Source organism: Draconibacterium orientale, from assembly GCF_900111425.1.
GTDB classification, from domain to species: Bacteria; Bacteroidota; Bacteroidia; order Bacteroidales; family Prolixibacteraceae; genus Draconibacterium; species Draconibacterium orientale.
In genome coordinates this window covers 1-16,227 of the sequence record NZ_FOHT01000043.1, presented here as the reverse complement: position 1 = coordinate 16,227, position 16,227 = coordinate 1, and the positions used below count along the sequence as shown (strand labels likewise).

The 16,227-nt window shown below is 41.7% G+C and carries 14 protein-coding genes; 5 read left to right on the top strand and 9 right to left on the bottom strand.

Annotated features, from left to right (window positions below; all coding sequences use genetic code 11):
* Positions 1–85: 85 nt before the first annotated feature.
* Positions 86–508, top strand: a complete 423-nt coding sequence (locus BMW53_RS18515) for a DUF5606 family protein (RefSeq protein ID WP_038554904.1) — start codon at positions 86–88, stop codon at positions 506–508.
* On the opposite strand, the gene BMW53_RS18510 is transcribed toward BMW53_RS18515, so the two are convergent.
* The gene (locus BMW53_RS18510) at positions 505–1,044 is read right to left on the bottom strand and encodes a 3'-5' exonuclease (RefSeq protein ID WP_051567532.1); all 540 of its coding nucleotides are present in this window, start codon (positions 1,042–1,044) and stop codon (positions 505–507) included. The two genes, BMW53_RS18515 and BMW53_RS18510, sit on opposite strands and share 4 nt — an antisense overlap.
* Positions 1,045–1,205: 161 nt before the next feature.
* Between BMW53_RS18510 and BMW53_RS18505 the strand changes: the two genes are divergently transcribed.
* Together BMW53_RS18505 and argS are read left to right on the top strand one after the other, a co-directional pair.
* Positions 1,206–2,507 carry an OmpA family protein gene (locus BMW53_RS18505; RefSeq protein ID WP_051567531.1) on the top strand — a complete coding sequence of 434 codons (1,302 nt, stop codon included), beginning with the start codon at positions 1,206–1,208 and terminating at the stop codon, positions 2,505–2,507.
* A 103-nt stretch (positions 2,508–2,610) separates the two neighbouring features.
* Positions 2,611–4,401: an arginine--tRNA ligase gene (gene argS / locus BMW53_RS18500; RefSeq protein WP_038554901.1), complete on the top strand. Its 1,791-nt coding sequence runs from the start codon at positions 2,611–2,613 to the stop codon at positions 4,399–4,401.
* Positions 4,402–4,752: 351 nt separating this feature from the next.
* On the opposite strand, the gene BMW53_RS18495 is transcribed toward argS, so the two are convergent.
* The 8 genes from BMW53_RS18495 to BMW53_RS18460 form a co-directional block, all read right to left on the bottom strand.
* On the bottom strand, positions 4,753–5,391 hold the full coding sequence (locus BMW53_RS18495) for an MOSC domain-containing protein (RefSeq protein ID WP_038554898.1): 639 nt from the start codon (positions 5,389–5,391) through the stop codon (positions 4,753–4,755).
* Positions 5,392–5,510: 119 nt separating this feature from the next.
* The gene (locus tag BMW53_RS18490) at positions 5,511–6,245 is read right to left on the bottom strand and encodes a TerB family tellurite resistance protein (RefSeq protein ID WP_038554895.1); all 735 of its coding nucleotides are present in this window, start codon (positions 6,243–6,245) and stop codon (positions 5,511–5,513) included.
* Positions 6,229–6,828, bottom strand: coding sequence for a dephospho-CoA kinase (gene coaE, locus BMW53_RS18485; RefSeq protein WP_038554881.1), 600 nt, complete (start codon positions 6,826–6,828; stop codon positions 6,229–6,231). The genes BMW53_RS18490 and coaE overlap by 17 nt, the downstream gene beginning before the upstream one ends.
* A 2-nt stretch (positions 6,829–6,830) precedes the next feature.
* Positions 6,831–7,820 (bottom strand): CdaR family protein, encoded by a 990-nt coding sequence (locus tag BMW53_RS18480; protein ID WP_038554878.1) that lies wholly within the window; start codon positions 7,818–7,820, stop codon positions 6,831–6,833.
* A gap of 146 nt (positions 7,821–7,966) precedes the next feature.
* A complete protein-coding gene (locus BMW53_RS18475) occupies positions 7,967–8,884 on the bottom strand; it encodes a DUF4249 domain-containing protein (protein ID WP_038554875.1) in 918 nt (305 codons plus the stop codon).
* A gap of 5 nt (positions 8,885–8,889) precedes the next feature.
* Entirely contained in the window at positions 8,890–11,238 is a 2,349-nt protein-coding gene (locus BMW53_RS18470) for a TonB-dependent receptor (RefSeq protein WP_038563589.1), read from the bottom strand.
* Between the two features lie 226 nt (positions 11,239–11,464).
* Positions 11,465–12,649: a T9SS type A sorting domain-containing protein gene (locus tag BMW53_RS18465; protein ID WP_038554872.1), complete on the bottom strand. Its 1,185-nt coding sequence runs from the start codon at positions 12,647–12,649 to the stop codon at positions 11,465–11,467.
* A 435-nt stretch (positions 12,650–13,084) separates the two neighbouring features.
* Positions 13,085–14,110: a LacI family DNA-binding transcriptional regulator gene (locus BMW53_RS18460; protein ID WP_038554870.1), complete on the bottom strand. Its 1,026-nt coding sequence runs from the start codon at positions 14,108–14,110 to the stop codon at positions 13,085–13,087.
* Positions 14,111–14,231: 121 nt separating this feature from the next.
* Here BMW53_RS18460 and kduI point away from each other — a divergent pair, with 121 nt between their 5' ends.
* Both kduI and BMW53_RS18450 read left to right on the top strand, forming a co-directional pair.
* Complete coding sequence (gene kduI / locus BMW53_RS18455) at positions 14,232–15,074, top strand: 5-dehydro-4-deoxy-D-glucuronate isomerase (RefSeq protein WP_038554867.1); 843 nt, start codon at positions 14,232–14,234, stop codon at positions 15,072–15,074.
* Positions 15,075–15,104: 30 nt separating this feature from the next.
* Positions 15,105–15,902, top strand: coding sequence for a gluconate 5-dehydrogenase (locus BMW53_RS18450; RefSeq protein ID WP_038554862.1), 798 nt, complete (start codon positions 15,105–15,107; stop codon positions 15,900–15,902).
* Positions 15,903–16,227 lie beyond the last annotated feature (325 nt).

Here is a 16,227-nt window from a genome sequence, read left to right as displayed (position 1 = left end):
AACAGGCAGGCTTCCGGCTTTTTACTTTATGTACTTACTTTTTGAAATCTACAAAAATTGTATCTTCGCCGAAAATTAGATAGTCATGTTAAAAGGTATATTAGCAATTTCAGGACATTCGGGACTGTTCAAAATGGTTGCCGAAAGTAAAAACAGCATTATTGTTGAATCGTTAGACACGCAAAAGCGCATTCCGGTTTATTCAACTGCCAAAGTATCGGCATTGGAAGATATAGCCATTTACACGTACGAAAGTGATGTGCCGTTAAAAGATGTTTTCAAAGCCATTTCCGATGCAGAGGATGGTGGAGCGGCCATTTCGCACAAATCGTCAGGTAATGAATTGAAGACTTATTTCGAGAAAGTACTGCCCGATTTTGATCAGGATCGTGTATATGTTTCCGACATTAAAAAAGTACTTCAGTGGTACAATGCTTTGCAGGAAAAGGACATGCTTGACTTTTCAGAACCTGAAGAGGACGAAACAAAAGAAGAAAAAGCCGATTAAAACAATTTGTAATTGTTAACGGCTTTGGGATTTCCCAGCGAGTCGTTTCGGTCAACAAGAATATCAAAAAGTTTTGCAGTGGCCAGTGCATCGCCTGCAGCGCGGTGCCTGCCATTAATCTCAATTCCTAAATCGGCACAAAGCTTCCCTAACGAATACGACGGATGTCCGGGAAGCAGTTTTCGCGATAGTTTTACTGTACACATTGTTTTCCGGTGATAATTGTATCCAAGGCGCGCATATTCTTCCTTTATAAATTTATAATCGAAACTGGCATTATGGGCAACAAAAGTTCGTCCCATTGTCATTTCAATAATTTTTTTGGCCACCTGATAAAATTTAGGAGCAGTTCTTACCATTTCATTATTAATTCCGGTTAACTCGGTAATAAAAAAAGGGATGTCCATCTCCGGATTAATAAGGGTCGAAAAAGAGTCGGTCACCTCTTGCCCGTTGTGTTGATATATAGCAATTTCGGTAATTTTACCGTTTTTATAACTTTGGCCGGTAGTTTCGATATCGATTATTGAGAACAAAATGTATAATATTTTGAATTAATTGAACTTAAATATTTAAATTTGTGAAAAAATATTCTAAAGCATGAAATTAAGACGGCTAACTTTTTTTGATACCTGCGAATTAATTTCTAAATTGCCCGTAGAATTCAACAAACAACAAAAAAAATAATTTCAAAACTATGAAAAAAATTACTCTTTTCTTATTTGCATTAGTTTTGTCCCTTGGTTATACCATTGCACAAAATGCAGACAACAAATGGGGCATTGGCGTTGGCCCTGGATTGGAATATAACATTGAAACCGAAGCTACGGGAATTTTAGCTGATTTCTATGTTAGCCGATACCTGTCTCCAAGGTTCGATTTAATGCTCGACAACAGGTGGTCGTTCAATGATGCCGGAACTGATGTAGTTGCATCATTATTAAACCTGCGTATAAAACTTTACAATGACGATATGGCTATTCAGCCATACCTCTTTGGTGGTCCTGGTTATATGTGGGATAATGATGAAAGTGATTTTACATTCGATTATGGTGCAGGATTAAAATTCCCTGTTGGTGAAAAAACTTCACTTTTCGTTTCAGGATCTTATGTGAACAGCATTAAAGGATACCATTCAGATGATCCAAACAATGCTTACGGATGGACTGACGAACATTTTCAAGTTACCAGTGTACTTGAATTCGCATTGGGTAAAGCCAAAGATGAAGACGGTGACGGTGTAAGTGATCGTAAAGACGAATGTCCTGGTACTCCTGCCGGAGTACAGGTTGATGAAAAAGGTTGTCCGATCGATACAGATGGCGACGGCGTTCCTGATTACAAAGATGACTGTCCTACAGAAGCTGGACCTGCATCGTTAAATGGCTGTCCTGACAAAGATGGCGACGGAGTTGCTGATAAAGACGACGACTGTCCTGATACTCCTGGATTAGCTAAATTCAATGGCTGTCCTGATACCGACGGCGACGGCGTTCCAGATCCAAAAGACAAGTGTCCTGATACACCAAAAGGATGTCCTGTTGACGCTGACGGTTGTCCGCTTGATTCAGATGGCGACGGTGTAATTGACTGCGAAGATGATTGTCCTTCACAAGTAGGTCCTGCAAGCAACAATGGTTGCCCGGATTGGAGTGAAATTTCAATTCCAACTATCTACTTCGATTTCGACAAGTCAACACTGAGACCAGAAGCAAAAGTTGAATTGGACAAATTAGCTGACCAGTTGAATGCTGCTAAAGAATACGATATCGTAATTGGTGGTCACACTGATAATATTGGTACTGAATCATACAACATGGGATTGTCAGAAAGACGTGCTCAGGCTGTTGTTAAGTACTTATTGCAAAAAGGTGTGAACAACGCTTATGTAGGTTCTAATAACTATGGTGAAACTAAACCGGCTGTTCCTAATACAACATTAGACAACAAACGTAAAAACCGTAGAGCAGAATTTGAAGTAGCAAAAATTCGCAAGTAAGCTTTAATTAAATATTTTCGAAAAGCTCTGTCATTTGGCAGGGCTTTTCTCGTTTATGGCTGTAATGTGTTATATTTGCGGTCTCAAAAAAATAAGCTTAATTATGAGTATCGAAAGTTTGATTCAGAAAAGAACCGTTGAAGCAATGAAGTCTTTATACGGCGCAGATTTACCGGAAAACCAGGTACAGGTACAAAATACCCGAAAGGATTTCGACGGCGATATTACCGTTGTGGTATTTCCTTTTTTGCGATACTCAAAAAAGGGGCCGGAGCAAACTGCCGAAGATCTTGGAAAATATCTGGTTGAAAATGTTGAAACAGTTGAAAACTTCAACGTTATTAAAGGCTTTTTGAATCTGGAGATCAGCCAGAGCTATTGGCTCGATGTTCTAAAAAGCAGTTTCACCAATTCAGAATTTGGCTTAAAACCGGTAGCCGACGATAGCGAGCTGGTAATGGTTGAATACTCGTCGCCAAATACCAATAAACCACTTCACTTGGGGCACATCAGAAACAACTTATTGGGATTTTCGATCTCAGAGATTTTGAAGGCCAATGGTAAAAAAGTGGTAATGACCAACATTGTAAACGACCGTGGTATCCACATCTGTAAATCGATGTATGCCTGGAAACAATGGGGCAACGGAGAAACGCCTGAAAGTACCGGAATGAAAGGCGACCACCTGGTTGGAAAATACTACGTTGAATTTGACAAACATTACAAAGCAGAAATAGCTGAACTGGTTGAAAAAGGTATTTCAAAAGAAGAAGCCGAGAACCAGGCACCATCAATTATTGCAGCCCGCGAGTTGTTAAGAAAGTGGGAAGCAAAAGACGAGGAAACAGTTGAGCTTTGGAAGATGATGAACAACTGGGTATATGCAGGTTTTGATGTAACCTATAAAACGCTTGGAGTTGGTTTCGATAAGATTTATTACGAATCGGACACGTACCTTATTGGTAAAGAAGAAGTGTTGAGAGGGTTGGAAGAAGGCACTTTTACACGACGCGAGGACAACTCGGTTTGGGCCGATCTTACGGGTGAAGGATTAGACCAAAAAATATTGCTGCGCAGCGATGGCACCTCGGTTTATATGACCCAGGACATTGGTACGGCTAAAATGCGTTTTAACGATTATTCGATCGATAAAATGGTTTATGTGGTGGGTAACGAGCAAAATTACCATTTCCAGGTGTTGGCTATTTTGCTGGATAAACTTGGATTTAGCTGGGGAAAAGATTTGTACCACTTCTCGTACGGAATGGTTGAATTGCCATCGGGAAAAATGAAATCGCGCGAAGGAACCGTTGTTGATGCCGATGATTTGGTGGATAACATGGTTGAAGTGGCTCGCGAAATGTCGGCCGAGTTAGGAAAACTTGACTCATTAACCGGAGACGATGCCGAGAATACCTTTAAAATGATTGCTCTTGGAGCGCTGAAATATTTTATTTTGAAAGTGGATCCAAGGAAGAACATGATGTTCAACCCGGAAGAATCGATCGATTTTAACGGAAATACCGGGCCATTTATTCAATATACCTATGCACGTATTAAATCGGTGTTGCGGAAAGCTGCCGATCAAAATATTACGATCGACGAAAATGTAGCAGTTGAATCACTTTCATCAAAAGAAAAGGATTTGGTGAAACGTATTTCGTTGTTTCCTGCAGCAGTTGAGGAAGCGGGCGACAACTACAGCCCGGCGATTATTGCCAACTACTGCTACGAGTTGGTAAAAGAATTCAACCAGTTTTATCACGATCATTCAATCCTTGGAGAAGCTAACGAAAGTGTGAAAAACTTCCGCCTGGTGCTGGCATCAGCAGTGGGGCAGGTGGTGCAAACTGGTATGGGCTTGCTGGGAGTTGAAATGCCTGAAAGAATGTAGTTTCAGTAATCTCACCAGTCATAAAAAAGAATTACAGAAAGCTGTATTAATTTTATAGCTAACAACCCGTTTCAAGACTTAATTTGAAACGGGTTGTTCTTTTTTAGCTATTTGTTTTATTGAAATTTCAGGTGGAAACGCCTTTTTAAAAAGAAAGGAGGCCATCTTCAAAGCCTCCTTAATGTCTTTCGCAATTTAATATTGCACTTCTGATTTAATGGTTGAAAGAGGTTTGCACTTCCTTCCTTGTCCACTTATATATTCGGAAAAAAGGAGAAAGGTAACCTGTAAATCTTTAGATATGTTGCTATTTAAAATGGTTCTATTTGCAATGTTTTGGAGCCTAACGGCTTACAAATAATCGCCCCAGCGTTTTATTAAATCACGTTTGCAGCTTTCGGCAATTAGCGGATCGTTTACTGCTTTTTTTACTTTTTCATCGAATTCGCCGGCATAAAGCAGGGTGTAAACTTCGTGGATTGACAGCGATTGTTTTCTTTCGATTAGCTGCATATTGTCGCCGGGATTTACGTGCCCTTTTTGCAAAACTCTGACATAAACGCCCGATAAACCGGAGTCGATAAACTGGCGCACAATATTGTTGTTGTTAAACCGGAATTGCAATTTAAAACAGGGCTGGCGTGGTTGAGTAACCTGCACCACCGCTTCTCCAATTTTATAGGTGTCGCCAATATTCGTTTCCTTCTCGTGCAGGCCTTTCACTGTAAGGTTTTCGCCAAACATTCCCCAAGGCATTTCCAGGTGAGGATAAAGATCTTGCCAGTACTGGTAATGATCCGCAGAATAGAGGTAACAGGCTTTATCAACGCCGCCATGGTATCTGCGGTCCATCACGTTGTCGTGTTTCACATCTTCTTTGCCGAGAAAAATCCCCTTGTCAACGCCAAATTTGTACAACCCGGTTGGGACTTCTTTTCCCTTCCAGTTAATTATCCGGGCTTCTGCAATATTTGTTGAGATGATTTTCATTGTTTTGTCATTTCGAACGAAGTGAGAAATCTGTTTCCGGTAGCTGCAAAGTAACAGATCTCTCAGTCATGCTTCCTTCGAGATGACAATGAAAACTGCTAACTGAGACTGTCAACTGATTACGCTATCTTTCGTTCCTTTTTAATGTTTTCGTAGGCCTGATTTACTTTCTGGAATTTCTCTTTTGCCGCATTCTGAACTTCGTCGCCCAGAGTGCTTACTTTATCAGGGTGGTATTTCATGGCCATACGGCGGTAGGCCTTTTTCACATCGTCGTTGCTGGCCGAGCGTTCGATTTCAAGTATTTTGTAATCGCCATCGGTGTTGGGCACAAACATGGCCTGAATCGATTCAAAATCGTTATTTCCAATGCCCATTTGGTTGCAGATGTGGGTAATCAGCTTTTGCTCTTGCACATCAACCTGCCCATCGGCCTGGGCAATTCCAAACAAAAAATGCACCAGCTGCAGACGTGCCGAATAATTCATATTTACTTTAATCTGCTGGCAAACTTCGTTAACCGGAATGGTTTGTTGCAGCAGGTCGCGCAACATTTTTATAGCCTCCTGTGCCGAGTCTTCGCCAAAGTTGTGCACCATAAATCTCTTTACATAGTCGAGCTCCGATTTCAGCACTTTGCCATCGGCTTTCATTATGGCAGCAACCAAAACCAAAAGGCTCATTACATAGCCGCCCGTGGTTGTTCTGCCGGAGTATCCCGTTCGTGTTCCGCGTTTTACGGCTTCCTGTCCACCATCGAACATCGAACCTATTGTAAAACCTATAATTGCGCCGATAGGACCGCCGGCAAAAGCACCTAGTCCGGCTCCTATCCATTTACCAAATTTTGCCATATTCTTTTAATTTCTTATCGATTTCAATGATCTGAGGAATCAATAATGTTTTGTTGTCATTTTTAATTTCTAACGAAGCGAGTTCGCGTTTTTGCTCATCTCCCCATTGTTTGCCCATCCGTTCTTTAACGGCTTCCATTGTTGAACCATCGCGTTTCGTTACGCGGTCGATCCGCATCTTTTCGGGGGCAGTTACCAAAATCGTATGATCCATCATTTTATAGAAACCGCTTTCGAAAAGAATAGCCGCTTCGTGAACGACGTATGAACTGTTTTGTTTATCCGCCCAAATAATAAATTCCTGCCGCACCACGGGATGAATTAAACCGTTTACTTTCTGCATCGCTGTGCTATCTGTAAAAATGATGCCAGCCAGCTTTTTTCGGTCAATTGTGCCGTTTGGTGAATAAATGTCGGAGCCATACCAGTCAATAAGTCCGGTTTTAATTTCAGGGTGCGAGTTCATCAGTTTCTTTGCCCAAACGTCGGCTTCAAAAACAGGCGCTCCCAGAAGTTTGAAAACCTGGCAAATTACCGATTTTCCACTTCCAATTCCACCTGTAATTCCAATTTTTAAAGCCATTTTTAATACGTTTCAATGAGGTATTCTACCGATTCGGGAGAGTAGCGCGAGATCTCAACAAACGATGGTTTATCGGTTATTTTCACCTTCAGACGGCTTTCGCTGTTACTCATCGATGCATAATCAACCACCGCCCGAAAATCGGCTTCCGAAATATTGTCGAATTCGCTCAAACCTACAATGCAGTTAAGCGTAAGTTCCGATGGGAAAAGTTTAATCCGCACATCGGCCGGTTTATTAATAACCTGTATGGGAAGGCGAACCTGTTTCTCGGTATGTTTTTCCACCTCAATTTGTAGCAACACTTCTGCCGGAACAACCGTGGTTGTTTCAGGATGTATGAGTTTTATGTTGCGGGTAATCGTTTTATCCACTTCTTCAAACGATTTTTTTGTAGTTGAAAGAAAATGAACGGTATCGACAACCGACGCCGGACCGGTAATCTTAACTTGTGACGGTTTTACCTGCACCTGATTTTTTAAATTAAACTGCGATTTAAAGTTGATTGAAACATTGGCTTTTACCGGAACTGTTTTAGTTTTTAAACTGTCGAGAACTATTCGTATGATATCAGGATTTACCTGTTGCAAGCTGATTTCGCTGCTTATCTGGCTCGAAATTCGTCGGTTTAAGGTATTTGTTGGCACCAGATAGGTACCATTGTCCGATTCCAGGTTTTGCGTAATATTCGTCAGGTTTAAAATTATAGGCGAATAGGAAAAATTGAGTTTATGGCGCAAAAGTGTAAAGCCGTGTGCATCAACTTTCAAATCGAGTTTTTCGGGAGGTTTGTTCGCTAAAAACTGGTGGTTTGGCGGACTTACATACCGAACCGGGTAAGCAATAGTTGTAGAGTAATCCTTTTCCAAAGCATTTAAAAACCAAAGCACTGTGGCAATAAGCACGCAAATCAGATAAACGATTACGCGCTTGTCGTTTTTAAGTTGCTCAATTTTTAAATAGCCCGTTATTTTTTCAATGTTCTTTTTCATTCCGCTAAAACTGCAAAACTAACGAAAAGTAGCAATTAATACCGACATGAAAAACGAAGCTTGCCAATTTCATGTTCGTTTCATAAAGCAAGCTTCGTTTTTTCTTCGGAAATTTTTAATTCAAAGTTTTATTATGCCAATGGTAGTTAAATTCCGGGAATACTCGATACCAAAGGTGTAAAATTTGAGTCATCGATGATTACTGTATTTCCAACCGAAACATCGCGTGCCGAGAACAGCCCCAGAATACGCTTTCCGTTGTTGGAAATCAGGTTGCCGGGTACATTTGCCGGCGGCACACTAAATGGGCTTCCGGCCCAGGCTTGGTCGCTTAATCCCCAGTAAAATTCGTATGCAGCTTCCGAAATGGAGAGTTGCTCCACCACAACGCTATCTCCCGGATGAAGTATTTTGTCTTCTTCTTCGTCCTCCCAGTCGAGGAGGATTAACATGTCGTAAATATAATTTCCATCCACCAGTTCATCGCTGGCAAAGGCCAGGTCCTCACCGTCATTCAAAAACGCTCCGTTTATATAAATATCCCATTTGTAATAATGGCCCAAACCCGGAGTTTCCTGCGAGTTAATAAAGATTCCCAGGTAATCGTAATTGCCACGGTCGCTTAAATTCACTTTTACTGTATCAAGCGTTTCAACTTTCTGTAAATACTCTTCCCCGGTAATTACTGTGCCGTCAGGAGTGGTAATTGTTAGCGTATAAGTGCGGCCGGTAACACCCGGATAACTTGTTCCGGCAGGCAATACATAAATTCCGGTGGTACCTTGTTCTTCAAGTGTTACCGTATTTGGCGATGCCGCATTGTCGCTTAACTGAACCAAGGCGTTGCTGATTGCCGGGTTTTGTGCTGTTTGATTTACTGCAAGCGTGCGTTCAAGCTTTACGTAAACGTTGTTTTCGGCCTTGGTATTAATGTACGCTTCAACGGCTATCAGGTCAATATCTTCGTCGTTTAGTTCCACCTCAACCACATCTTCGCATGCGGTGAATGCAACTATGGCAAACAGAAGAATGATAATTCCTTTTATTATTTGTGCTGTTTTCATGACGATTAAAATTTGAAGTTATAAGTGACTGATGGGATAGGAGCTCCGATAATCGACAAACGAATAAATTCCGTTTGGTTCGGATTGTCTTCATTGGCTTCCGGAGTAATTGAGTAGGCATTTCGTCGTCCGTAAACATTGTAAACCGATACGTTTATCGATTGTTTAAAACGGCGGTTTGCATTCTTTTTAAAGTCGTAGGTAAACGACAGGTCGAGGCGGTTGTAATCCGGAATGCGGTTGCTGTTGCGGGCCGAATATTCGTACACCTGGTTGCCCTGAACATAGTATTTGGCCACCGGGTACGATGTTGGATTTCCGGTTGCATAAACAAAGTTGGCGGCAAAATTCCAGCGGTCGTACAACTGGTAACTCGATACCAGCGAAAGATCGTGTGTGCGGTCGTACGACGACGGGTATGGATTTCCGTTGTTGATACCCGGAATTTCGCGTTCGGTTTTCGACCAGGTGTAACCCACCCAACCGGTAAGTTTTCCTTTCGATTTTTTAACCAGTGCCTCCAATCCTTTCGAAGTGCCTGAACCATGCAGCAACTCGGTTTCAATAGCATCGTTCAGAAACAGTTCTGCTCCCTCAATGTAGTCCAGAACATTTTGCATGTCTTTGTAATAAACCTCAACCGATGTTTCCCACATATTTTGCTGAAAATTTCGGAAATAGCCGAGCGACACCTGATCAACTTTCAGTGGTTTTATGTAAGTACTCGATGGCAGCCAAATGTCGAGTGGCGTGGGCGACTGCGTGTTCGAAATAAGGTGCAGGTTTTGCACCATCCGGTTGTACGATCCTTTTACCGAGCTGTTCCGGTCGAGGGTGTATTTCATGCTTAAACGGGGCTCCAGATGAACGAATGCATCACCAATTTTATCTTTTTTGCCGTAGCTGATGGTCTCAATAATTTCGTTTTTATCAGGATTTTCCGGATCCGCGTAAATATTCACTTCTCCTTTGCCTACCTGCTGAAAATGACTTAAACGTACGCCGTATTGCATGGAAAATCGTTCGGATATTTTCTGTTCGTTCGAAAGATAAACCGCACTTTCAATAGCATTGTAGTGTGCCAGTTCCATATCCGAAAACATGGAGTTATCGCCGTTGGTAGTAATTTTACCCGGGCGGAATTCATGTCTGATGGTGTTCAGCCCAAATTTTACCGTGTTTTGTGGATTCATAAACCAGGTAAAATCTGCTTTTCCGTTGTAGTCTTTTATCCTTGATGACCAATCGAAATTATCGGCATTATCTCCCGGAACTCCAAGTTTGTAATCGTAGTTAGAAAAAATGGCCGAGATATTCATAAAAATCTTATCGCCGAAAATGTGGTTCCAGCGTGCCGTTGCTGTGGCATTTCCCCAACGCATATACATCGATTCGCCTATTTCAAAAACATCTTCGCCCATATACCCCGAAAGGTAAATGCGGTTATTGTTGTTGATGACGAGATTCGATTTTCCGTTTAAATCGTAAAAATACATGGTGTTGTCTTCCAGTTCATCCAAACCGGCAGCTTTTCCCAAAATATCATAATAGGTGCGGCGACCGGCCAGCAGAAAACTCCATTTGTCTTTAATAATCGGGCCTTCCAAAGTTAATCGGCTCGACAGGTTTCCAATTCCACCATCGAAACCAAACTGTTTGGAGTTCCCGTCTTTTTGTCGGATATCGATTACCGAAGAGGCTTTTCCGCCGTATTCGGCCGGAATTCCGCTTTTGTAAACTTGAATATCTTTTATGGCATTTGAATTAAACACCGAAAAGAAACCCATCAGGTGCGAGGCATTGTAAACCGGCGCTTCGTCCAAAATCATCAGGTTTTCATCGGGGCCACCGCCACGAACGTATAATCCCGAGCTGGCTTCGCCGCCACTTTGAATGCCGGGCAACAGCTGAATGGTGCGGATAATATCCACTTCTCCCATAAATGCCGGAAGCTTCTGAATGGTTTTCACCGGAAGTTTTTCCATTCCCATTTCAATACGTTCAACATTGGCATTGGCAGCTTCGCCGCTTACAATAATCTCTTCCATTACTTCGGTATTTTCCTGTAACGAAAGCGAAATGTTCAGGCTTTCCTTGGCATCAATTTTCTGTTTAATGGTTTGGTAACCGATAAACGAAATCTGAAGCGTGTAGCTTCCTTCGGGAATGGTAAGTGAGTAAAATCCGTAGGCATTTGACGCGGTACCCTGTTTCAGTTCTTCAACATAAACCGTAGCACCAATCAGTGCTTCTCCGTTGGAGGCGTCTCTGAGGTAACCGCTTAAGGTAATGTTCTGTGCTTGAACTACAACTCCAACAGAAAGGAGAAGGAGTAACATGATTGTTTTCATCATTTTTTGGCTTTTGTTTCTATTTGTTTTCTGTTTTGGATGTTTGGCCAAACATCCACATCGTTTTTTAGCTCCAACAAAAGTAGTACATCAAATAAATCTGTTTTTATAAATCCGACCAATGGACGTTTTTAGTCGATAAGCGATGCGAATCCAAATTTTTGTTGGTTCTGTAAACAGTGACTGCAAAAAATGACAAGGGTTACAGTTGGAGGAAATGTTTTTGAAATCAGTGTTGAATAGTAATTTGTTGTGAATGCTGAAAATTATCGGAATTAACAGAAATAATGTATGTTCCGTTTGTTAGCTCCTGAACCGGAATGCGATCGTTGCTGTAGGTGGTTGTATAAACTTTGCTTAGCTGACCTTTTATATTATAAATTTGAACGGTTAACTGCTGGTCAAATTCCGGTTCGGGAAGGAAAAACTGGAACGATTCAGCTACCGGATTAGGGAAAATGAAAGCCTCTTGAGACGAAATATGGCTGGTGTTGTCGCGCCAATCGCGAATGCCGTTTTGGTTTGAATCGCCCGGAGAAGAACTACTGGCTGTTGAGTTTTGCCAGTTCGAGCCTTTAATAACCAGGTCGAAAAGATTGTCGAGCCCGTCGTTATCCTGGTCGGAATGCAGCAATTGTATTCCGGCTTTGTCATCAGTATTAGAATAGAATCCCTCCGATAAATCACTTCTTCCGTCGTTATCCGAATCAGTGTCGGTCAGGTCGGGTATCCCATCCCGGTCGGTGTCCATTGGCTCGTAGTACGTGCCCCCCATTTCCGGGTCGTAGGCATCGTCCCATCCATTTTTGTTGGCATCAATACCTGAAGGCGCAATATAGTTATGTTCCTGTTGCCACTCAATATTATCGGTTATGCCGTCGTTATCGCTGTCGATATCGAAATTGTTCGGAATACCATCATTGTCGGTATCCAGCCCAATACCATCCAAAAAGTCGGGAAGGCCGTCGTTGTCGTTATCCTGGTCGGCGTAATCCGGAACATCATCAAGGTCAGCGTTTTCTATTATTTGTATCAATACTCTGGCCGCTGCACTGTATTCATTTTCAGTAAGTTCTTTAATGTAATAGTCGAAACGAATTGTTCCGTCACATTTATTTGGTATCTCCAACCTGAAGTGCCCGTCTTTGTCCATTGTCAGGCTTCCTTCTTTGGGAGAAGCAGCAAACAGAATTTCAATTTTGTCTCCATTCGGATCATAATCATTAACCAGTACATCTCCGTGGAATATTAGGTTGTATTGGGCAGCAAGAAAGAAGGTATCGTTTTGCGCCACAGGAGGAACATTCAATCCATCTTCTTTATTGATAAGATTGGATGCTCCATGTACACTAAAATAGCTAAAACTGAAGAACAGGAGCATGCCCAGGTTTCCTATGTTGGCTCGTATTTTCAAAACGGATTTGTTTTATTCAAATTTACACAGATAATGAGGGCTTTAGTGTATAATAAGTGCTGAATAAGCGGGTTGAAAAGTTTGTTTTTGCAGGCCGTTTTACTTAGCGCTGCTAAATATTATTGTGTTATGCGTGAGGCATTGTAGCCGGTGGAGTTGATTTTACTGAGTACAGGTTAAGGAATTTGGAAGAAAAGAATGTGAATGTTTTATTTTCTAGTTAATGGTTAAAACCCTGCAATTTTATTGCAGCTACTTTAGTTTCTATAAATTTCCATTATAAAAGGAAGTAGATTTGAGTACAGAGATTTGAGTATTGAGACTGATTTTAGTTTTTCTCTCTACTCATTACTCAATACTCATGTCTGCTTTGTCAATTATTCTTCTTTGAATTTCATTCAATCTTAAACCTATGCACTTCCAGTGCATAGTGGTTTATTTTCGTTGCGATGAATTTCGAACGATCAGTTCCGTTTCCATCATTATCGTTTCATAGGCTTTGGGTTTTGTTTTGCTGCCAATTTGTTTAATTAAAAGTTCGGCTGCTTTTTGCCCCATTTCAAATCCGGGCTGTTTAATTGTGGATATTGAAGGAGTTACCAGCTCGCTAAACGGCTCGTTGCTAAAACCAACAATTGCAATATCTTCCGGAACTTTAATCCCTCTTTCTTTAAGATGAATAATAGCACTTAATGCGGTGGTGTCGTTGGCGCAAAATATGGCATCGGGTCGTTCTTTTGTTTTCAGAATACTTTTAATGGCATTTAGTCCGTCTTGGCGGGTAAGGCTGTTATGCAAAATCTGGTTTTCGTTAATCTGCAGTCCTGCATCGCTAATTGCCTTCCGGTAACCGGCTTCGCGTTTCGCGTAGATTTGCAGGTTAAGAGGTCCGCCGATATGTGCCACTTTTTTACGACCCTGCTCAATAAGGTGCTGAGTTGCCCGGTAAGCGCCACCAAAATCGTCAACAACAATTTTATGCGCGGGAATTTCTTCAACTATCCGGTCGAAAAACACCAGCGGAATATTTCTTTCCGAAAACAGTTTCAGGTGATCGTACGACTGCGTTTCCATACCAATCGACAGGATCAATCCGTCAACACGGTTCGAAAACAGCGAGTGCGCAATGGTGCTTTCCTTTTCCAGCTTATCGTTCGATTGCGAAATTGTTACGGCAAATCCCTGTTTGTAAGCCACATCCTCAATGCCGGAAATTACCGACGAAAAAAAATGGCGGTTAATCAGCGGAACAATTACACCGATAGTGTTGGTACGCCGCGTGCGTAAATTGGCTGCCATAACATTGGGGCGGTAACCCATTTCGATGGCCGCTTTTTTGATCTTTTTTCGTGTTGCTTCGCTAATCAACGGATTGTCTTTTAAAGCACGCGAAACTGTAGAGGCCGAAATATTCAGCTTTTTGGCTATGTCGTGTATTGTAATTTCCGGTTTTGGCGCCATTTGTTGTCTTATTTACCACAAAGTTAAGAATATTTTTTAATCAATGCAATCGATTGCATTTCTGTTTCTTTCTTCTTACATTTGTACAATTAAATGGTTTAAGAATTAAAAAATAAATACTATGGCAACAATTTACGAGAGACGGTATGCTTATCATCCTGAGGATTTTAAGAAATACGATACAGAAAAGATAAGAAAAGAATTTTTGGTGGAAAACCTGATGGAAGCAGGTAACGTTCGAATGGTTTACTCATCGATTGAGCGCTACATCGTTGGTGGTGCAGTTCCCGTAAAAGAAGAACTTTTGCTGGAAACCATCGACCCGCTTAAAGCTGAATACTTTTGCGAGCGCCGCGAAGTGGGTGTAATGAACGTTGGTGGTATCGGCACCATTTTGGTTGATGGTACAGCATACAAAATGAACTATAAAGATGCTTTGTACATTGGCCGTGGTAGCAAGGAAGTAATCTTTAAATCGGACGATGCAGCCAAACCGGCACACTTTTATTTTAACTCGGCACCGGCACACAAAGAATATCCAACCAAACAGGTAACACTGGCCGATGCCAATGTGTTGCATATGGGAAGCCTGGAAACTTCGAACGAACGGAATATTAACCAGCTGATGATTAACACGGTTGTTGACACCTGCCAGCTGCAAATGGGGATGACTGAGTTGAAACCAGGTAGCGTTTGGAACACCATGCCTGCACATCAGCATACGCGTCGTAATGAGGTTTATTTTTATTTTGAAGTTCCTGAAGAACAAGCTGTTTGTCATTTTATGGGCGAGCCACAGGAAACGCGTCACATCTGGATGAAAAACGAACAAGCGGTGATTTCTCCTGAGTGGTCGATTCACTCGGCTGCCGGAACATCAAACTACATTTTTATATGGGGAATGGCGGGCGAAAATCTCGATTATACCGATATGGATGTTATTCAGCCACGCGAATTGAAATAGTACACAAAAACAAACAACAAAAAAATTGAAATGATACAAGAATTATTCAGCCTTAGTGGAAAGGTAGCATTAATAACAGGTGGTACCCACGGAATTGGTATGGCCATTGGAAAAACCCTTGGTCAGGCCGGTGCTAAAATTTGTGTAAACGACATTTCTGATGAGAAACTTGCCGAATGCAAAGCCGAATACGCCAAAGCAGGTGTTGATGTATACACCTTAAAATTTGATGTTACCAACGAGGAAGCGGTTGATAAAGGGATTTCTCAAATTGAAGAAGAAGTTGGCGATATTGATATTTTGGTAAACAACGCCGGAATTATTAAGCGTATTCCTATTTTGGATATGCTCGTTGCCGATTACAAACAGGTAATTGATATTGATTTGGTGGCGCCACTTATTTTGGCAAAACGTGTTGCTCCAAAAATGATCGAAAAACGTGCCGGTAAGATCATTAACATGTGCTCGATGATGAGTGTTTACGGACGTAACTCTGTATCGGCATATGCCTCGGCAAAAGGTGGTTTGAAATTATTAACAGCAAATATGTGTTGCGAATGGGCGAAATACAATGTGCAGATTAACGGTATTGGTCCGGGCTATATTGCAACAGCTCAAACAGCGCCAATTCGCGAGGGCGGCCATCCGTTTAACGATTTGGTGATGATGCGTACACCGGCAAACCGCTGGGGAGAACCCGAAGATGTGGGAAATGCTGCCTTGTTTCTGGCATCGAAAGCAGCCGACTTTGTAAACGGTCAAGTGCTTTATGTTGATGGTGGTATTTTGGCCAATTTCGGTTACGTAAAAGGCGAAAACGATATTTAATAATTAACCGGAAAAGAGTGTGTTAGAAACAGAATTGCGAATGCGAAGCTTGTTTCTGATACACTTTTTTTCATTGGTGTCCGTGGAAAAATAATTACATAAGAACAGATTGCTTCACTGCATTCGCAATGACAAGGTTTTTAGATAGTTAGTTTTGAGGTTGGGTTGGTTGGCGGCTATGCCGCCAACCAACCCAACCTCATGCGAAAACTCTTGAATTATGCGTCATCGCGAGAGTCCACCCATTTTTAATGGGCATAATGAGGTAATGACAGTAGATATACCGAACTTAGCAGCAAGCCTGCACAGTTTGACCGTTCTTTGT